This window comes from Anaeromyxobacter dehalogenans 2CP-C, from assembly GCF_000013385.1.
GTDB classification, from domain to species: domain Bacteria; phylum Myxococcota; class Myxococcia; order Myxococcales; family Anaeromyxobacteraceae; genus Anaeromyxobacter; species Anaeromyxobacter dehalogenans_B.
On the sequence record NC_007760.1, the window covers coordinates 760,865 to 779,421 of the forward strand.

Consider the following 18,557-nt stretch of genomic DNA (forward strand, 5'->3'; position numbering starts at 1 on the left):
TTGCGGAGCGAGCACCGCCGCGAACGCCCGGAGCGCCGACCTAGCGGCCCGTTCCAGGACAGGGCCCGCTGGACGCCGACACGCGAACCCAGGGCCCGCTGGACGCGAAGCCAGGGCGCGGAGCTCAGCCCGGGAACCGCGCCATCACCTCGCCGAACGTCGCGAACACGTCGTGCCGGATGCCCTGCTCGGCGCAGTAGCGCACGAGGGACGACCCCGCGCGCGCGAACACGTGGTCGGCGGCGTCGGCCGCGTGGCGGTCGCCGGTGCCGTCCCCGCACACCGCCACCTTGTGCCCGGCCGCCTGGAGCTCGCGCACCACGTCGCCCTTGCAGAAGCCGCAGAACCCGCAGTCCGCGCCGTGGAAGCCGACGCGCAGCCCGTCCTCGCCGCAGGCGGCGCGGTTCGACCGCAGCTCCACGTGCGCGCGCAGCTCGGGGGCGAGCCCCTCGAGCACGGGCTCGATGTAGGCGTCGAGGCCGGACGAGACCACCAGGAACGGGCGGCCGCCGCGGCGGCAGGCGTCGAGGAAGTCCTCGAACCCCGGGCGCCAGGCGGCGCGCGCGCGGGCGAACGCGGCGATCTCGGCGCGGCTCGCGCGGATGGGGCCGAACACGGCCTGCAGGAGGTGCCCGAACGTCAGCTCGCCAGCGCGGTAGCGGTCCTCCGCGGCGCGGTAGGCGTCCACGCCGGCGAAGTGGAACGCGACCTGGTCGCCGAGGTCCTCGGTGAGCGCGGTTCCGTCGAAGTCGCAGACGATGGCCCAGGGTGCGCGCATGCGGGACGCGTCTCTTATCAGGCCGGGGCGCCCGCCGCCACCCGGCCCGCGGCGCCGGAGACGTGAAAGGGCCCGGCCGCGAGCGCGACCGGGCCCTCTGGTGCGGTGAGACGGGGCGGCTACGGGTGCCCGGTCGTCTTGTCCGAGTGGCAGGACGTGCAGCCCATGCCCGAGGCCACCGGCTCGAACGTGGTCGCGGGGCCGTGGCAGCCCAGGCAGCCGGCCGACGCGTCGTCGATGGCTGCGGGGCCCGCGTACGTCCCGGTGGACAGGTACGTGTTCAGCATCTCGGCCACCTTGCCGGCCACGTCGGCCGTCAGGCGCGAGCAGCGCGCGAGCTTGTCGGCGCTCTTGGTCGAGACCGCGTTGGCGGCGCACCAGGTGGAGACCGAGGCGTGGCAGAGGTGCGAGCCCGGGACCACCTGCAGCGCGCCGACGTTCGTGAAGTCGAGCGTGGTCTTGCCCACCTCGTTCGGCGCGATGGTCGTCGGAACGTACTTCGGGAACGACTCGCGCTCGTACCAGCGCATCAGGTCGGTCAGCATGTTGGTGCGGACGTCGGCCTTCGACACGATCGAGTTGATGATCAGGATGCCGCCGAGGATCGAGCCGCAGATGCTGCCGTAGCCGGCGATGCCGCCCGCGCCGAACTGGCCGAACGTGCGGGGGATGAGGTTGAACGGCTGGCCCACCGTCGCGCTGAGGTGGTCGATGAGGCCGCTGAACGCGCCGTGGCAGCAGCCGCCGTTGTAGTACGCCTGGTACGCGAGCTCGCGGACCTTGGCCGCGTCGATCTGGTACGTCGCGGCGATGTGCTGGTCGTACGGGTAGTCGGCCACCTGCGGCCCCGCCGCAGGCGGGTCCACCGGCGTGGTCGTGCTGTCGTTGTCGTCGTCACCGCAGGCCTGCAGGCCGCCGAGGGCAAGCGCACCGCCGATCACCGCGAGCACTTGCCGCCGGCCGAGGTTTTCCTTCTCCATCGTCCATTCCTCCATGAGGGTTGGGAGCGGCCCGTCGCGGGTCGCGACCGGGGGCAAGCGCGGGGGGTGCGCTCTGTCCGGGTTGCGGCGATGGTACGCAACCCGCCGGCACGTACCCTGCGTCCAATGCGCGCGCGCGACGATCGGACGCGGCGCGCGGCGCTAGGTCGTTCATGTGGGAACGCACTCTTGGCGCGTGCGGTGCGCGCCCGTGCCGCAGGGCCGTGACCGTGTGTCACACCTGGCGTGCGTCGCTGCGCCGCGCGCGCGCTCGGGCGCAGGCGTGCGCCCGGGCCCGCGCGTCAGGCGCGCTCGGCGGTCGCCATCACGCCGTGCCCACCGAGCACCGGCCAGGCGCGCGCGCCGGTGAACCCCGCGCCCGAGAGCAGCGACTCCAGCTCCGCCTCGTCGTACCTGCGGTGAAGCCGGGACATCCCCCGCCACAGGATCATGGCGGCCGCGAACCGCGCACCGCCCGCGAGCGTCGCGGCGAGCGGCGCGCCCTGGCGGCGCGGCTCGAGGAACGCCACGCGGCCACCCGGCCGCAGCGCGCGGCGGAGCTCCTCCAGCGCGGCGGCCGGGTCGGGCAGCAGGTAGAGGACGCTGTGGCCGGTGGCGCCGTCCAGGGCGCCGTCGCGGACCGGGAGCCGGAGCGCGTCGCCGCGCACGAGCGGGAGCGTCACCGCGCCGGCGCGCGCCGCCCGCGCCGCGCGGCGGAGCATGGAGGCGGAGCGGTCCAGCCCGACGTGCCGCGTGTCCTTCGCGGCGCGGGCCATCTCCACCGCGCCGGTGCCCGGGCCGATCCCGAGGTCGAGCACCCGCGCGCCCCGCACGAGCGCGCCGAGCGCGCGGCAGTCCTCGCGCCACGCGGGCTGGTCCACCAGGAACGCGTACACCGCCGCGGCCGGCCCGAAGGCCACCGCCGCGTAGAGGCGGCCGGCGCCGTCACGGACCGGCGAGCTCGTAGAGCAACCCCCAGCGGACGCCGCGGTCCGAGACGGTCAGGCGGTCGAACCCGGCGAGGCGCATCGCCTCCACGACCACCAGCCCGCCGCCCAGGATCACGTCTGCCCGCTTCGGCTCCATCCCGGGCAGCGCCGCGCGCGCCGCCACCGTCAGCGCCGCGAGGCGCGCGAGCAGCCGCTCCAGCTCGTCGAGCCGGAGCTCCGCCCCGTGCACCCGCTCCGCGTCGTAGGCGGGCAGCGCCTGCGCGACCGCGGCGAGCGTGGTCACCGTGCCCGCCACGCCGACCAGGCGCGCGCCGGCGCCGGCGCCCAGGCCGGCGAGCGGCGCCAGCGCCTCGCGGGCCCCGGCGCGCATCGCCGCGAGCTCGTCCGGCCGCACCGGATCGGCGCGCACGTGCCGCTCGGTGAGCCGGACCGCGCCCACCTGCAGGCTGACGCGCGCGCGCGGGTCGGGCCCTTCGCCCACGATGAACTCGGTCGAGCCGCCGCCCACGTCGAGCACCGCGAGCGGCCCGCCCGCGCCGAAGTCGCGGAAGGCGCTGCCGTACACCAGCCGCGCCTCCTCGTCGCCCGAGATGACGCGCGGCGAGAGCCCGGCCGCGGCGCGCGCCGCCTCGAAGAACTCGGCGCCGTTCGCGGCGTCGCGGGCGGCGCTGGTGGCGACGCAGGCGATCTCCTCGGCGCCGAGCGCGCGGGCCTCCGCCGCGAACGCCGCCAGCGTGGCGACGGTCTCGCGGATGGCCGCCGGGTCGAGCCGGCCGGTCGCGTCCACGCCGCGGCCGAGCCGGGTGATCTCGGCGCGCTCCCGCACCGGGGCGAGCGCGCCGCCCCGCCGCTCCGCCACGAGCAGCAGCACGGTGTTGGTGCCGACGTCGATCGAGGCGAGCCGCCCGGCCATGCCGTCCCCGCCTACGGCGCCAGCGGGCCCCAGGCCGGCGCGGCCAGGTCGGTCTTGCCGCTCGTCACCGGCGTCTGGCGGTCGCCGCGCGCGTCCGAGACGACGAGCTGGATCCCGCCGTTCCGGTCGGTGCGGAAGATCATCAGCCGGCCGTTGGGCGCCCAGGACGGCTCCTCGTTGGTGCGCCCCTGGTCCTGGGTGATGCGGGAGATGGCGCCCGAGTCCGGCGCCACCACGAACACGTCGAACACCTTGCGCTCGTCGCGCGCCGTGAACGCGATCAGGTCGCCGCGCGGGCTCCACTGCGGCGTCTGGTTGTAGTTGCCCTGGAACGTCAGGCGGCGCGCGCCCGAGCCGTCCGCGCCCATGACGTAGATCTGCGGGGTGCCGGAGCGGTCTGAGACGAACGCGATGCGGCGGCCGTCCGGCGACCACGTCGGCGACACGTCGATGGCGGGATCGCTGGTGAGCTTGCGCGCGCCGCTGCCGTCGGCGGACATCACCCAGAGGTCGGTGACGTTGCCCTCGCTCACGGTGAACGCGATGCGGGAGCCGTCCGGCGAGTAGACGCCGCCGAACGCGTTGCGCTGGCGGCCCAGCGGGCGGAAGGCGCGGTCGGAGAAGCGGTAGGCCCACAGCTCCGGCCGGCCGGAGCGGTAGCTCGTCACCAGGATCTCGCGGCCGTCCGGGCGCCACGCGGGCGACATGAGGATGCTCCGCTCGGACAGGAGGACCTGCTGGTTCCCGCCGTCCATGTCCTGGGTGACCAGCTCCCAGGTGCCGCGGCCGCGGCGGATCGCGGCGATGCGCGTGGCGAAGATGCCGGGCTCGCGGGTGTAGTAGCGCACGATCTCGTCGGCCATGCGGTGCGCGAGCGAGCGCGCGTCGGCGCCGTCCACGCGCAGCAGCTTCACCAGCACCTCGCGCCCGGCGCGGACCTCGTACAGGTGGAGCTCGCCCTCCAGGCCGCCCGGGCCGCGCCGCACGCGCGCCTTGGCCAGGCCGTCCGCGCCCACGTCGGCCCAGCGCGCGAACCGGATCGACGGCGCCGCGAAGCCCTCGGCCGGATCGGCGAGGAAGCCGCGCGGGTCGAGCACGTCGAACAGGCCCGACAGCACCAGGTCGGCCCGCACCACCTCCGCCGTCTGGGTCGCGGCGGCGCCGGCGTCGCCCTCGCCCTGGAACGCCGCCACCGCGATGGGCAAGGGGCGGAAGTCGGGCGAGCCGACCACGATGGTGGGGCGCTCCGGCGCGGCGAGCGCGGGCGAGGCGGCCAGCGCGAGCGCGGCGAGGGCGAGGGCACGGCGGACGATCATGGCGGGGCTCCGGGAGATCAGCCGATCTCGAAGACGATGGCGAGCCCGGTGGAGCGGTACAGCTGCCGCTGCGCGTCGGGCGGAGGGGGGAGGCGGGTCTGTCGGACGGTCCGCTCCAGCGCGTCGTCGAACGCGCCGTTGCCGGACGACTTCTCGATGCGCCAGCGCGCGATGTTCCCGTCGGGATCGATCCACAGGACCACCGTGCCCTTCAGGTACATGCGGTCGCGCTCGGAGATGGTGGCCGGGACGCGGTAGTTCTCCTGCAGCGCCCGCTTCACCAGCGCGAGGTAGCGATCGCCCTCGCCGGCCTCTGACGCGTCGCCGGCGGGGTCGCCCTCGGGGTCGCCCCAGCGCTCGCGCTCGACCTCCTGCTTCACGCGCGAGAGCAGGGAGGACACCGAGGTGCTGCTGCCGGCGGTGGTCGGGCCGGTGCGGGCGGGCGCCCGGGGCGCGGGCGGCGTGGGCGCGGGCCTCGCGCCCGGCACCGGCGCGGCGGGCGCGGGCGGTGCGGGGGCGGGGGCCGGCGCGGTCGCGACCGCCGGCATCGGCTCGGCCGCGGCCGGCTCGGGCGGCTGCTCCTTGCGCGGCAGCCACTGCTCCGGCCGCTTCTCGCCGAGCCGCACCAGCTTCGCCACGATGGGCTTCTGCTCGAGATCGATCTCGGGGCCCTGCTGGCGCACGAGGGCCCACGTGATCAGCCCGGCGTGGACCATCACCGAGGCCAGCACCGCCGGCCACATCCTGTCCCGCCGCCCGAGGGCGGTCGCGACCGGGATGCTCATCGCCTGCGGGCCTCCCGCTCGGGCTTCACCCGCTCCGGCGCGGGGTTGGTGATCATCCCCACGTTCACGATCCCGGCGCGCTGCACCGTGGCCATCACGTCCACGACGAAGCCGTAGGGCAGCGTCTTGTCGGCCATCAGGTACAGCTCGTGCTCCTTCTGCGCGCGCGAGTTGGCGCGCAGCTTGTCCTCGAGCTCGTCGTAGGGCACGTGGGCGGCGTCCTCGGTGGTGCCGAGCCACAGGCTCTTGTCCGACTTGATGGACAGGACGAGCTTCTGCTCCTGCGCCTCGACGGCCTTGGCGCGCGCGTCGGGCAGGTTCACCTCCACGCCCTGCTGGATGAGCGGCGCCGTCACCATGAAGATGATGAGCAGCACCAGCATCACGTCCACGAGCGGCGTGACGTTGATCTCGGTGAGGGACTGGCGGCCCGAGCCGCCGGAGGACATCGCCACGGCTCGCTCCCTAGCTGAAGAAGTGCCGCCGAACGATGTTGAGGAAGTCGTTCGAGAAGTTGGTCATCTCGCTGTCGAGCACGCGGATCTTCGACAGGAAGAAGTTGTAGGCCACCACCGCCGGGATGGCGGCGAACAGGCCGACCGCGGTGGCGATGAGCGCCTCGGAGATGGGCTTCGCCACCGTGGCCAGGTTCGCGTTGCCCATCAGGTAGATCTCGTGGAACGCGCGCATGATGCCCCACACCGTGCCGAACAGGCCGACGAACGGGGCGGCGCTGGCGGTGGTGCCCAGGAACGGCACCTGGCGCTCGAGCGCGGTGACCTCGGAGGCGGCGGCGCGCTTCAGCGCGCGCTCGACGTTCTCGATCCCGCCGAGCTGGTCGCTCATGGCGCCCGGGTCCCCCTCGTTCTTGCGGGCGGTCACCTTCGAGAGCTCGACGTAGCCCGCGCGGAACACGTGCGACAGCGGCGAGGCGCCCAGCGACTCCGCCGCCTGGTAGATGGCGTCGAGCCGCTTGGACTGCCAGAAGGTCTCGAGGAACTTCACCGACTGGTCCTGCGCGCGCCGGATCTGGAGCCACTTCTTGACGATGATGGCCCAGGACACGGCGGAGGCGCCCAGCAGGAGCGCCAGCACGCCGATGCCGACCGGGCCGGAGTTGGTGGCGATCTCGAGGTAGTTGAGGCCGCCCGCGGCCGCGAGAGGCACGCCGGCGGAGGGCAGGAGCTGCGAGAGGGCGAGTTCGGTCATGTGCAGGTCGGGAAAGGGGTTCTCTAGCATGGACGCGCCCGCTCGGCTGCGCCTCTCCCCGACCCCCCATTCTCCTCGGGATCCGGGGCGCTCGACAGTAAACGCCCGGCGGGCCGTTTCCCCTCCCGAGGCGGCACCGACATGTCGCACCCGCGAACCGTGGCGCCGCCGCCACGGCCGTGCGCCGGGTTCACCCCTCGATCGCCCCCCGCACGTGCATAATCCCCGCGCTTCGGCCGTCAGGGGGGTGGCACGTCCGTTGCTCATTTCTCGGGGTGCCCGGCCCCGTCGCGGTCCGGAGCCCACGCTGGAGGACTTTCGATGAGACGCCTCGCCCTTCTGCTCGCCGCCTCCACCCTGGGAGCGGGCTGCACCGTGTCCACCGACGACGGCGGCTACTACTGCGTAGACGCCGACCGGACGATGACGATCGAGTGGCCCAGCTTCCTGCTCGCGAACGGCGCACAGGCCGACTGCCGCGGCGCGGGCGTCGCCTACGTCGACATCTACATGAACGACCAGCGCGTGCAGGGGCCGGTGTCCGGCGGCTGGAACTGCGGCGACGGCGGCGCGACCATCACCTACGTTCCGGCGGGGACGCACCTCGTCACCGTCGAGGGCATCGCCGCCGACGGCTCGACCATCCTGCTCCGCGACGAGCGCTCGGTGACCCCGTACGACTGCGGGGACACGCGGGTGCCCGTGCAGCCGGCCGAGGGGACGTTCGACCTCGCCTACTCGTTCACGCCCACGAACGTCTGCACCGCCGGGTCGTACATGTTCTTCTCGGTGTACGACGCCATCGCCGGCACGATCGCCGCCCAGGTGGACGAGACCAGCGCCAACCCGGCCCTCTACGCGTGCGGCGATCCGATCACCTTCGTGCTGCCCGCCGGCGCGTTCACGCTCACCCGCACCGAGGAGTCGGTGTACTCGGGCGGCGCGTGGCTGCCGACCGCCGCGAACTGCAACGCGACCAGCTTCAACGTGACCCCGGCCGCGCTCTCGACGGTCTCGGTCCCGCTCGCGGACAGCAGCGCCTTCTGCCCGGCGCGCACCGCGGCCCCGCCGCCGGCCCGCCGCGCGCCGAAGGGCCCCGCCACCACGCTGCCGTAAGCCGCACGCCGATCCGAAGTCCTCGAGCGCGGGCCCCGCCGACGGGGTCCGCGCTCGGTCGTCCGGGGGCCGGCGCGACGGGCGAGCGCGCGGGAGGCTACCGGAGTAGACTCCGCGCCGTGTCACGCATCGGCATCTTCGACTCCGGCGTCGGCGGGCTCACCGTCCAGCGCGCCATCCTCGCAGCGCTCCCCTCCGCGGACACCGTCTACCTCGGCGACACCGCCCGCGTGCCCTACGGCACGAAGTCCGCCGAGACGGTGACGCAGTACTCGCTGCGCAACGCGCGCGTGCTGGCGCGCCGCGAGATCGACCTCCTCGTCGTCGCCTGCAACACCGCCTCGGCGGTGGCGCTGCCGGCGCTCCGCGCCGAGCTGTCCGTGCCCGTGCTCGGCGTGGTGGACCCCGGCGCCCGCGTGGCCGCGAAGGCCTCCCGCACCGGGCGAATCGGCGTCATCGGCACGCAGGGCACCGTCGCGAGCGGCGCGTACCAGGAGGCGATCCGCCGCGAGCGCCCGGGCGCGGAGGTGGTGGCCCGGGCCTGTCCGCTGTTCGTCCCGCTGGCGGAGGAGGGCTGGACCGATCCGGACGACGAGGTCGTCCGAGGGATCGTCCGCCGCTACCTCGACCCGCTGCGCGGCGCCGCCATCGACACCCTGGTGCTGGGCTGCACGCACTACCCGCTGCTCCGCGCCGCGATCGCGCGCGAGCTGCCGGAGGTGCGGCTGGTGGACAGCGCCGAGGCGATCGCCGAGGAGGTCCGCGCGCGGATCCCGGCGGCGCCGGGCCGCACCGGCGTGCACCGCTTCCTCGTGACCGACGTGCCCGAGCGCTTCCTGGCGGTGGCGGGCCGGTTCCTCGGACGGACGGTGGAATCCGCCGAGCACGTGGACGTGTGATCGTGCCGCGCTAGCCCACCGCAGCGTCAGGGGATTTCGACCGGGGTGCGCTTGATGGCGGGGGGCGCCGGCGGTACAGTCCCGCTTCGCGATGGGTGCCGACGCCAGCAAGAAGATGGTTGTGGGCTTCAACCACAACATCAAGCACAAGGGGAAGATGTACCACATCCAGACCGAGGACTCGGGCCTGGACAACCCCCACATCATCACGCACCTGTTCGTGGGCGGGAACATCCTCGCCTCGAAGAAGACCTCCTACGCCGACATCGTCGCCGCCGAGAACCTCGCGCAGGTGGTGCGCGAGCTCATGGAGGAGCAGCACAAGGAGATGCTGCGCAACCTGATCAACGGCGTGTACGACGACATCGACGCCGCGAGCGCGCAGCAGGCACAGGCGTTCCAGCCCGGGCAGATCGAGGCCGACGGGCGCACCGTCCGGCTCCAGCCCGGCATGACCATGCCCGCGCCCCGCGGCGCCCAGCTCCCGCCGGAGGTGCTCGCCGCGCGCCAGCAGCCCGCGCCGGCGCTCCGCAACGACGGCGCCGAGACGCTGTTCGGCGAGGACCTGATCAGCGAGCGCAGCCTCGACGAGGTGATCCTCTCGTACCTCGCCGAGGACCTCGGCGAGCGGAAGTGACGTCGCGCCCGGCACTCCCCACGCCGGCCCGGGAGCGTCCGTGATCCAGCTCTTCCACGTCACCAAGGAGTACCCGGGCGACGGCCCGGCGCTCCAGGACGTGACGCTCGAGGTGGACAAGGGCGAGTTCGTGTTCCTCACCGGCCCGTCCGGCGCCGGCAAGTCCACCCTGCTGAAGCTGGTGTTCTGCGACGAGGCGCCCACCAGCGGGCAGCTCCTGCTGTTCGGCAAGAACGTGGCGAAGATCGGCGCGCGGGCGGTGCCCTACCTGCGCCGCAACATCGGGGTGGTGTTCCAGGACTTCAAGCTCCTGCCGCAGCGGACCGTGGCGGAGAACGTGGCCCTGCCGCTCGAGGTGCAGGCCATGCCGGAGAAGGAGATCCGGCGCCGGGTGAAGCAGCTGCTCCGCTCGGTGGGCCTCGAGCACCGGGCCGAGAAGTTCCCGCCGTCGCTCTCCGGCGGCGAGCAGCAGCGGGTGGCGGTCGCGCGCGCCCTCGCGCCGGCGCCGGCGCTGCTGCTGGCCGACGAGCCCACCGGCAACCTCGACCCGGAGCGGACCCTCGAGGTGATGCAGCTGCTCGCCGACGCGAACGCGCGCGGCACGACCGTGCTGGTGGCGACGCACGACCGCTCGCTGCTCGAGCGCTACAAGCGGCGGGTGGTGCTGCTCGAGCGCGGGCGGCTGGTCTCGGACGGCGACTCGATCCGCCGCGCCCCGGGCGCCGGCGCGGGGGGCTGACCGGTGCCGCTCCGCCCCGTCTACTTCACGCGACGCGCCGTCGAGGCGCTGGTGCGCGGGCCCTACGTGGCGATGGTGGGGACCGCGACCATCTTCGTGGCGCTGTTCTCGATCGGCCTGCTGGCGGCGGCCCTGGGCGGCGCCGAGCGGCTGCTGGCGGCCTGGGCCGGCGAGGTCCGCATCTCGGCGTACCTCGCGCCGGGCGCCGACCTGGCCGCGGTGCGCGAGGCGGCCGCCGCGGTCGCGCCCGGGCGCGCCGTCACGGCGGTCACCGCGGCCGAGGCGCTGCGCGGGCTCGCCGCCGACCTGGGGGAGCAGGGCCGGGTGCTGGAGGGCGTCGGGCCGGGCGTGCTGCCGGACGCGGTGGAGGTCTCGGCGCCCGGGATCTCGCTCGCCGAGGCGCGCGGGCTGGCCGGGCGCCTGCGGGCGCTGCCCGGGGTGGCCGAGGTGGACTACGGCACCGCCTGGCTGGAGAAGCTGGAGCGGTTCCTCGGCCGGGCGCGGATCGCGGCGGTGGCGCTGTTCGCGGCGCTCGCGCTCGCCACCGCGGTGCTGGTCTCGAACACGCTCCGCCTGGCGGTGTTCGCGCGGCGGGACGAGATCGAGCTCATGAAGCTGGTGGGCGCCACCGACGCGTTCGTGTCGGCGCCGTTCCTGATCGAGGGGGTGCTGCAGGGGCTGCTCGGCGGCGGGCTGGCGGTGGGGGCGCTGCTGGGCGTGCACGCGGCGCTGGCGCCCCGGCTGCGCGCGGCGGTGGAGGGAGCGCGCGCGCTCCGGCTCGGCGACGTGCTGCCGCCCGCGCTCCTCCTCGGCCTGCTCGCGGCCGGCGCCGCGGTGGGCCTGCTCGGGAGCGCGCTCTCGGTGGCGCGCACGCTGCGCCGCCTGTGAGGCCCTGCCGTGGTCCCCGCCGCGCCGATCGCCCTCGCGCTGTCGCTCTCGCTGGCCGCCGGCGGCCCGCGCGCGCAGCTCGACGCGCTCGACGCGCGGCGGCGCGCCGAGGAGGCCGCGGCGCGCATGCTGGCGCAGCAGGAGCGCTCGGTGCTCGACACGCTGGCCGAGTCGGAGGCGGCGCTCGCCGAGGCAGCCGCGGAGGCGCGCCGCGCCGAGGCGGCCCGCGCCGGGGCGGAGGCCGCGCTGGCGCAGGCGCGGGAGGAGGAGGCGGCGGCGCACGCGCGCCTGCAGGCGCGCCTCGCCGAGCTGCGGCCGCGGCTGGCGGCGCGCGAGCGGCTCGGCCGCACCGGGGAGCTGCAGGTCCTGCTCTCCAGCCGGTCGCTCGCGGACCTGGTGAAGCGCCGGTGGCTCATGGAGCGGATCCTCTCGCGCGACGTGGCGCTGCTCGCCGAGGCCGACGCGGCGCGCGACGCGCGGGAGCGGGCGCGCGCGGCGCGGCAGCTCGAGGCGGGGCGCCTCGCGGCCCTGGCGAAGGAGGCGGCCGAGCGACGGCAGGACGCCGCCGCGCTGCGCGAGGAGCGCGAGACGCTGCTCGCGGCCCTGCGCACGGCCCGCGGGTTCCACGAGCGCGCCGCGGCGGAGGCGGTGGTGCAGCAGCGCAGGCTCGCCGAGTTCGTGGCGACGCTCCCGCCGCCGCGCAGCGGGGGCGCGCTGCCCGAGGGGTTCGCCGCGCGCAGGGGCCGGCTGCCGCTGCCGGTGACCGGCCACGTGACGGTCGGCTTCGGCAAGGTGGTGAACCCGCGCTTCAACACGGTCACCGTGCAGAACGGCCTCGACATCGACGCGCCGGCGGGCGCGCCGGTCCGCGCGGTCGCGGCGGGGCGCGTGGTCCACGCCGGCTGGTTCAAGGGCTACGGCAACATCGTCATCGTGGACCACGGGGACGGCTTCCACACGCTGGTGGCCCACCTCGCCTCGATGCGCACCGCCATGGGCGAGGACGTGGCCGCGGGCGCCGTGCTGGGGACCGTCGGCGACACCGGCTCGCTGAAGGGGCCGTACCTGTACTTCGAGCTCCGCGAGAAGGGGCGCCCGGTGGACCCGCGACCATGGCTCGCGCCGTGAGCCCGGCCCCCCTGGTAGACTCGCCCCGATGATGCGCCGCCTCGCCCTCGTCGCCGTCCTGGCGCTCGCGTTCTTCGCGGGCCTGGTCGCGGACCGGTCCGCCTCGGCGGCGCGCCGCGCCGCGTCCCGGCCCTACCGCGCCCTCGACGTGTTCGCCGACGTGCTCGGGCACGTGGAGAGCTCGTACCTCGAGCCGGTGGACGAGCGCGAGCTGGTCTACGGCGCCATCGACGGGATGATGGCGAGGCTCGACGCGCACTCCGCGTTCATGCGCCCCGAGGTGTTCGAGCAGCTCCGCGACGAGACCACCGGCGAGTTCGACGGCCTGGGCCTGGAGGTCGCGCTCGAGGACGGGGTGCTCACGGTGGTGTCGCCCATGGCCGAGTCCCCCGGCGAGCGCGCCGGCCTCCGGCCCGGCGACCGGATCCTGGCCATCGACGGCGCGTCCACCCACGAGCTGGGGCTGGCGGGGTCGATCCGGCGCATGAAGGGCGCGCCCGGATCGCAGGTGGTGCTGGAGGTGGACCGCGCCGGGTTCACCGCGCCGCAGCGGCTCACGCTGGTGCGCGAGCGGGTCCGCACCCAGAGCGTGGACCTGCGCGTGCTCGACGCGGGGCGCGGGTACCTGTACCTGCGCGTGAAGGCGTTCCAGGAGCGCACCGACCGCGCGCTGGCGAAGGCGCTCGCCGACGGGCGCGAGGCGCTGGGCGGCGAGATCCGCGGGCTGGTGCTCGACCTGCGCAACAACCCGGGCGGCCTGCTCGACCAGGCGGTGCGGGTGGCGGACGCGTTCCTCGCGGAGGGCATCATCGTCAGCACCGAGGGGCGCGACCGGCGCGAGGTCGAGGTGCAGCGCGCCCGGCCCAAGGGCACCGAGCCGGGGTACCCGATGATCGTGCTGGTGAACCGCGGCACCGCCAGCGCGAGCGAGATCGTGGCCGGCGCGCTCCAGGACAACGGGCGCGCGGTGGTGATGGGCACGCAGACCTACGGCAAGGGTTCGGTGCAGACCATCGTCGAGCTGGAGGACGGCTCGGGGCTGAAGCTGACGGTGGCGCGGTACTACACGCCCCGGCACCGCTCCATCCAGGAGCTGGGCATCTCCCCGGACGTGGTGGTGGCGGAGACCGCGCCCGCGGTCCCGGCGCAGCCGCCGCCGGCGGAGCGCGACCTGAAGCGGCACCTCCGCAACGAGGCCGCGCCGGTGCCGGCGTCGATCCCGGCCCCCGCCGCGCCCGAGGACTTCCAGCTCCGCACCGCGCTCGACTACCTGCGCGCCACCGACGTGCTCCGGGGCGGCCCGGGCGCGCGGGGCGCCGCGACCGCCCCGAAGCGGCAGTGAACAAGGGGTAGGGACTCCACGGACCGTGCAGGCTCGGTCCTCCGAGCCCGGCGGGGCAGCGGTGTCGTGGTCCGGGTCGGCGCCGCACGCAGAACGTGCACCCCGGCGCGGTTGCATGGCTTTCGCGGGCCGCGCCGCGCGGGGCGGGTAGATGTGGTTTTCCCGTGTCGGTGCGCACCTTTTCATGAATTGACTTCGCGGCACGGAAGGCTATAGTCCGCGCCAATCCTTCCGGAGACGGAGGGGCGACGCCCTGGCCCGCAGATTGCGAATCGCGGCCCTCTCCGGAGGCGCCCACCGGCGCACACACACGTCAAGATGACTTCACTCGAGCTCTCGGTCGTCGTCGGGTACGCGCTGCTGCTCTGCATCCTCTCGGTCTACGGGTCGCATCGCTACGCGATGGCGTACCTGTACTACCGGCACAAGTACCGGCTCCCCACGCCGAAGGGCCGGTTCGAGCAGCTGCCGCGCGTCACCATCCAGCTCCCGATCTTCAACGAGATGTACGTGACGGAGCGGCTCATCGGCGCCGTCGCGAAGATCGATTACCCGCGCGAGCTCCTCGAGGTGCAGGTCCTCGACGACTCGACCGACGAGACGCAGGGCATCGCCCGCGCGTGCGTGGATCGCGTCCGGGCCGAGGGGCTCGACATCGTCTACATCCACCGCACCGATCGCACCGGCTTCAAGGCGGGCGCGCTGGAGCACGGGCTCGAGACCGCCAAGGGCGAGTTCGTGGCGGTGTTCGACGCGGACTTCATCCCGGATCCGCAGTTCCTGCGGCGCACCGTGGACTTCTTCACCGACCCGAAGGTCGGCATGGTCCAGGCGCGCTGGGGCCACCTGAACCGCGGCTACTCGCTGCTCACGCAGGTGCAGGCCATCCTGCTCGACGGCCACTTCGTCATCGAGCACACCGCGCGCAACCGCTCCGGCCGCTTCTTCAACTTCAACGGCACCGCCGGGATCTGGCGGCGCGAGGCCATCGCCTCGGGCGGCGGCTGGCAGCACGACACGCTCACCGAGGACCTGGACCTCTCCTACCGCACGCAGCTGAAGGGCTGGCAGTTCGTCTACGTGCCGCAGATCGTCACCCCGGCCGAGCTGCCGGTGGAGATGAACGCGTTCAAGAGCCAGCAGCACCGCTGGGCGAAGGGCTCGATCCAGACGGCGCTCAAGGTCCTGCCGCGCCTGCTGGACGCGGACCTGCCGCGCGAGGTGAAGCGCGAGGCGGTGATGCACCTCACCGCGAACCTCGCCTACCTGCTGATGATCCCGCTCGCGATCCTGCTGCCCATCACGGTGGTGGTGCGCGTGTCGCACGGCTGGTACGAGGTGCTGTTCCTCGACATCCCGTTCTTCGCCGCGGCGACGTTCAGCGTGGTGGCGTTCTACGCCGCCAGCCAGCGCGAGCAGGGCCGCACCGCCTGGCAGCAGATCAAGTACCTGCCGATGGTGATGGCGATCGGCATCGGCCTCTCCGTGAACCAGGCGCGCGCCGTGGTCGAGGCGCTCATGGGGTACGAGACCGCCTTCACGCGCACGCCCAAGCACGGCGTCGCCTCGGCGGGCGAGTCGGTGACGCGCAAGCGCTACAAGGCGGCGGTCACGTTCCAGCCCATCGTCGAGCTGGCGCTCGCGGCCTACATGACCTACGGCGTGATGTACCTGATCGAGCGCGAGGTCTACTACTCGCTGCCGTTCCTGCTGCTGTTCCAGGTCGGCTTCGGGTACGTGGGCCTGGCCAGCGTCTACGAGGGCCTGCGCGGCCGCGTGGGGCGCTGGGTGCGCGTGCTCTCGCCGCAGCCCTCGCCGGAATAGCGGCGCGCTACGCCGGCTCCAGCGGCTTCTCGAACACGGCGACGCCGCGGTCGAGGCGGCCGACCTCGGCGAACCCGAGCCGCTCCCAGAACGCGCGCGCGCCCGGGTTCTCGTCGCCCACCGACAGGCGCAGCGCGCGGAAGCCGGCGCGCGCGAGCACGTGCTCGAGCGCCGCGGTGGTCTCCTTGCCGTAGCCGAGGCCCTGGCACGCCTCGCGGAACAGCAGCAGGCCCACGTGCGCGGTGCCGGGCTCGGGGTGGTTCAGGTAGAGATCGAGGACCCCGACCGCCGGCCCTCCCGTGTGCGGGACGAGCGCGTAGACGCGGCGCTCCGGGTCCGCCTCGGCCTCCGCGAGCAGCCGCTCCGCCGCGTCCGCGCCGGCCGGTCCGCCCTCGGTGCGCACGAAGTAGTCCGGCGCGCCCTGGAAGCACGACTGGATCTGCGCGGCGTGCGCGCGCGTGGCGGCGACCGCGCGGAGCCGCGGTCCGTCGAGCGGAGCGAGGTCATCGCCCGGGGCCGCGCCCTGGGTTCCGTGCACCGGTGTCATGGGGACCTCCGTCGACGTGGTGCGTCGAGGTGACTGGCATAGCCCGGCGCGGAGCGGCGGGTCAAGGCGCGTCGAGGTCCGTCGCGGCGGGGATCAGCCGGCCAGCGCGCCGAGCGCGGCCGCGTCCTCGAGCGACGCGATCACTTGGTCGGCGCCGCTCGCGGCGAGCTCGTCGGCCGAGTAGCGCCCCGTCGCGACGGCCAGCACCGGGCAGCCCACCCGGTGGGCCGCGGCGACGTCGCGGGGCGTGTCCCCCACCACCAGCGCCTCGGCGGGGTCGAGCGTGCGCCCGAGCCGCGCCGAGGCCCGCCGCACCGCGGCCGCGACCACGTGCTCGCGCGCCTCGCCGTCCGCCGCGAACCCGCAGATCGCGCCGGGGCCCCAGTCGAAGTACGCGTCGAGGCCGCCCTGGGCGAGCTTCACCCGCGCCCCCTCCGCCACGTTGCCGGTGCACAGCCCCTGCGGCACGCGCCCGCGCAGCGCGCGGAGCGCCGCCTCCACGCCGGGGAGCACCTGGTAGCCCGGGTTGCGGATCTCCACCGCGAGGTGCTCCAGGTACCGCGCCAGCACCCCGTCGCAGGCGTCGTCGCTGAACGGGTGCGCGAGCAGGGAGAGCGCCTCGCGCACGATCAGCCGGTCGGTCATGCCGTCGAGCCGCAGGCCGGCCAGCGCGCCGTCGAGCGGGCCGCAGCGCTCGGCGAGCGCGCGCTCCAGGGCGCGCCGCCCGGCGCCGCCGCAGGAGATGAGCGTCCCGTCCACGTCCCACAGGATGACCGCGGCCCGCCTCACTCGAACAGCGCCTCCACGAACTCGCGCGGCGAGAACGGCTTCAGGTCGGCCACGCGCTCGCCCACGCCCACGTAGCGCACCGGGATGCGCAGCTCGTCGCAGATCCCGATGATCACCCCGCCCTTGGCGGTGCCGTCGAGCTTCGTGAGCGCGATGCCGGTCACGCCCAGCGCCTCGTGGAACTGGCGCGCCTGGGCGATCGCGTTCTGGCCGTTGGTGGCGTCGAGGACGAGCAGCACCTCGTGCGGCGCGCCGGCGGCCGCCTTCCCGATCACCCGCTGCACCTTCTTCAGCTCCTCCATGAGCGGCGTCTTGGTGTGGAGGCGCCCGGCGGTGTCGCAGAGCACGACGTCCACGCCCTCCTGCGCGCCGCGCTGCACCGCCTCGAAGCAGACCGCGGCCGGGTCCGCGCCCTCCTTGCCGCGGACGATCGGCGCCGAGACGCGCTCGGCCCACACCTCGAGCTGCTCGCCGGCGGCGGCGCGGAACGTGTCACCGGCCCCGAGGAGCACCTTGTGCCCGCCGCCCTGCAGCTTCGCCGCGAGCTTGCCCACCGTGGTGGTCTTGCCCGACCCGTTCACGCCCACCACCATCACCACCCACGGGCGCGCCTCGCCCACCGCGAGCGGCGCGGCCGCGCCGCCGGTGGCGGCCAGGTCGAGGATGCGCGCGATCTCCTCGCGCAGCGCCGCCTTCAGGCGCTCGGGATCCGACAGCTCCTTGCGGCGGACCTTCTCGCGGGCCGACTCGAGCAGCCGGGTCGCGGTCTTCACGCCGATGTCGGCGGTGAAGAGCACCTCCTCCAGGTCGGCGAGGACCGAGTCGTCCACCACCTTGCCGCCGGCGAACAGCGCGTTCAGCCGCGCCATGAAGCCGCCGCGGGTCTTCTCCAGCCCCGCCGCGAGCGTCTTGCCCGCCTCGGCCTCGGCGCGGCGCCGGGCCTCCTCCTCGGCGCGGCGCCGGGCCTCCTCGGCCTCGCGCGCCTGCCGCTCCGCCTCCGCGCGCGCGCGCTGCTCCTCCTCGGCGCGCTCCGCGGCGCGGCGCTCCTTCTCGAGCCGCTCCGCCTCCTTCTTGCGGCGGTACTCCTCCTTGCGGCGCGCCTCCAGCGCCTCGCGGTCCTCGGCGGGCGCGGCGGGGCCGGCCGAGGGCGGCGGTGGCGCGGGCGCGACCGGCGGCGGCGCCTCGCGGTGGGCCCGGCGGAGCGCCGCGGCGGCGTCCTCCTCGGTGGCGCCGCGGGCGAGCCGCTCCGGCGGCGGGGCGGCGGGCGGGGCCGCGCGCGGCGGCGCCTCGGGCGCGGCGCGCCGCTTCCGGGCCAGCCGCAGCGCGGCCACCACCACGAGGAGGAGCACGGCGACGACGATCGCGACGGCGGCGGCGTCGTTCGCGGTGAGTGCGAGCGGGATCACGGCGGGCGGGCTCCGGGCGAGGAAAATGCTGCGGGAGCCCGAGCATATAGGGCCCCCGGCGCGCGGGTGTCAATTCGGTGCGGGCATGCCGCGAACCGGCGCCGGATGCGTGAACGGCCAGCGAGCGGAGCGAGCCCGCCGGGGCGCTGCCGCGCGCGCGGCGAAGCCGCCCGCGGCGGCGCAAGGGACCCGGCGAGCAGGGTGGGGCCCCGCGGAGCTTCGCTCCGTGGGGCGGGGCGCAGCCCCGTTCGATCTCGCCTGAACGACGGCGTGAGCCGCGACACCGGAGGTGATCGCGGCTCACGCAATCG

At 74.9% G+C, this 18,557-nt stretch carries 19 protein-coding genes; 8 read left to right on the forward strand and 11 right to left on the reverse strand.

Annotated features, from left to right (window positions below; genetic code table 11):
* Positions 1 to 124 precede the first annotated feature (124 nt).
* The 8 genes from ADEH_RS03355 to ADEH_RS03390 all read right to left on the reverse strand — a co-directional run bounded on the left by ADEH_RS03355 (position 125) and on the right by ADEH_RS03390 (position 6,931).
* On the reverse strand, positions 125 to 778 hold the full coding sequence (locus tag ADEH_RS03355; protein WP_011419714.1) for an MtnX-like HAD-IB family phosphatase: 654 nt from the start codon (positions 776 to 778) through the stop codon (positions 125 to 127).
* Between the two features lie 119 nt (positions 779 to 897).
* A complete protein-coding gene (locus ADEH_RS03360) occupies positions 898 to 1,758 on the reverse strand; it encodes a C-GCAxxG-C-C family (seleno)protein (RefSeq protein ID WP_011419715.1) in 861 nt (286 codons plus the stop codon).
* A 302-nt stretch (positions 1,759 to 2,060) separates the two neighbouring features.
* Entirely contained in the window at positions 2,061 to 2,678 is a 618-nt protein-coding gene (locus tag ADEH_RS03365; RefSeq protein ID WP_011419716.1) for a class I SAM-dependent methyltransferase, read from the reverse strand.
* Positions 2,679 to 2,703: 25 nt separating this feature from the next.
* Entirely contained in the window at positions 2,704 to 3,621 is a 918-nt protein-coding gene (locus tag ADEH_RS03370) for a phosphatase (RefSeq protein WP_011419717.1), read from the reverse strand.
* An 11-nt stretch (positions 3,622 to 3,632) separates the two neighbouring features.
* Positions 3,633 to 4,937, reverse strand: a complete 1,305-nt coding sequence (gene tolB, locus ADEH_RS03375) for a Tol-Pal system beta propeller repeat protein TolB (RefSeq protein WP_011419718.1) — start codon at positions 4,935 to 4,937, stop codon at positions 3,633 to 3,635.
* Between the two features lie 17 nt (positions 4,938 to 4,954).
* Positions 4,955 to 5,722 carry an energy transducer TonB gene (locus ADEH_RS03380; protein WP_011419719.1) on the reverse strand — a complete coding sequence of 256 codons (768 nt, stop codon included), beginning with the start codon at positions 5,720 to 5,722 and terminating at the stop codon, positions 4,955 to 4,957.
* The gene (gene tolR, locus ADEH_RS03385) at positions 5,719 to 6,171 is read right to left on the reverse strand and encodes a protein TolR (protein ID WP_011419720.1); all 453 of its coding nucleotides are present in this window, start codon (positions 6,169 to 6,171) and stop codon (positions 5,719 to 5,721) included. The genes ADEH_RS03380 and tolR overlap by 4 nt, the downstream gene beginning before the upstream one ends.
* Before the next feature lie 16 nt (positions 6,172 to 6,187).
* Complete coding sequence (locus ADEH_RS03390) at positions 6,188 to 6,931, reverse strand: MotA/TolQ/ExbB proton channel family protein (protein ID WP_011419721.1); 744 nt, start codon at positions 6,929 to 6,931, stop codon at positions 6,188 to 6,190.
* 321 nt (positions 6,932 to 7,252) lie between these two features.
* Here ADEH_RS03390 and ADEH_RS03395 point away from each other — a divergent pair, with 321 nt between their 5' ends.
* The 8 genes from ADEH_RS03395 to ADEH_RS03430 all read left to right on the forward strand — a co-directional run bounded on the left by ADEH_RS03395 (position 7,253) and on the right by ADEH_RS03430 (position 15,504).
* Positions 7,253 to 8,047 carry a hypothetical protein gene (locus ADEH_RS03395; RefSeq protein WP_011419722.1) on the forward strand — a complete coding sequence of 265 codons (795 nt, stop codon included), beginning with the start codon at positions 7,253 to 7,255 and terminating at the stop codon, positions 8,045 to 8,047.
* Between the two features lie 119 nt (positions 8,048 to 8,166).
* Positions 8,167 to 8,946 carry a glutamate racemase gene (gene murI / locus ADEH_RS03400; RefSeq protein WP_011419723.1) on the forward strand — a complete coding sequence of 260 codons (780 nt, stop codon included), beginning with the start codon at positions 8,167 to 8,169 and terminating at the stop codon, positions 8,944 to 8,946.
* A gap of 91 nt (positions 8,947 to 9,037) precedes the next feature.
* On the forward strand, positions 9,038 to 9,583 hold the full coding sequence (locus ADEH_RS03405; RefSeq protein WP_011419724.1) for a hypothetical protein: 546 nt from the start codon (positions 9,038 to 9,040) through the stop codon (positions 9,581 to 9,583).
* 40 nt (positions 9,584 to 9,623) lie between these two features.
* Positions 9,624 to 10,322, forward strand: a complete 699-nt coding sequence (gene ftsE / locus ADEH_RS03410) for a cell division ATP-binding protein FtsE (RefSeq protein ID WP_011419725.1) — start codon at positions 9,624 to 9,626, stop codon at positions 10,320 to 10,322.
* Positions 10,323 to 10,325: 3 nt separating this feature from the next.
* A complete protein-coding gene (locus ADEH_RS03415) occupies positions 10,326 to 11,210 on the forward strand; it encodes a cell division protein FtsX (RefSeq protein WP_011419726.1) in 885 nt (294 codons plus the stop codon).
* Between the two features lie 9 nt (positions 11,211 to 11,219).
* On the forward strand, positions 11,220 to 12,338 hold the full coding sequence (locus ADEH_RS03420) for a murein hydrolase activator EnvC family protein (RefSeq protein WP_011419727.1): 1,119 nt from the start codon (positions 11,220 to 11,222) through the stop codon (positions 12,336 to 12,338).
* A gap of 28 nt (positions 12,339 to 12,366) precedes the next feature.
* Positions 12,367 to 13,680 (forward strand): S41 family peptidase, encoded by a 1,314-nt coding sequence (locus ADEH_RS03425; protein ID WP_011419728.1) that lies wholly within the window; start codon positions 12,367 to 12,369, stop codon positions 13,678 to 13,680.
* Positions 13,681 to 13,998: 318 nt separating this feature from the next.
* The gene (locus ADEH_RS03430) at positions 13,999 to 15,504 is read left to right on the forward strand and encodes a cellulose synthase family protein (RefSeq protein ID WP_011419729.1); all 1,506 of its coding nucleotides are present in this window, start codon (positions 13,999 to 14,001) and stop codon (positions 15,502 to 15,504) included.
* Positions 15,505 to 15,511: 7 nt separating this feature from the next.
* On the opposite strand, the gene ADEH_RS03435 is transcribed toward ADEH_RS03430, so the two are convergent.
* The 3 genes from ADEH_RS03435 to ftsY all read right to left on the reverse strand — a co-directional run bounded on the left by ADEH_RS03435 (position 15,512) and on the right by ftsY (position 18,246).
* Positions 15,512 to 16,051 (reverse strand): GNAT family N-acetyltransferase, encoded by a 540-nt coding sequence (locus ADEH_RS03435; RefSeq protein WP_011419730.1) that lies wholly within the window; start codon positions 16,049 to 16,051, stop codon positions 15,512 to 15,514.
* A 93-nt stretch (positions 16,052 to 16,144) separates the two neighbouring features.
* Positions 16,145 to 16,840: an HAD family hydrolase gene (locus ADEH_RS03440; protein ID WP_011419731.1), complete on the reverse strand. Its 696-nt coding sequence runs from the start codon at positions 16,838 to 16,840 to the stop codon at positions 16,145 to 16,147.
* Positions 16,837 to 18,246, reverse strand: coding sequence for a signal recognition particle-docking protein FtsY (gene ftsY, locus ADEH_RS03445; protein WP_041453297.1), 1,410 nt, complete (start codon positions 18,244 to 18,246; stop codon positions 16,837 to 16,839). Before ftsY ends, ADEH_RS03440 begins: the two co-directional genes overlap by 4 nt.
* Between the last annotated feature and the right edge of the window lie 311 nt (positions 18,247 to 18,557).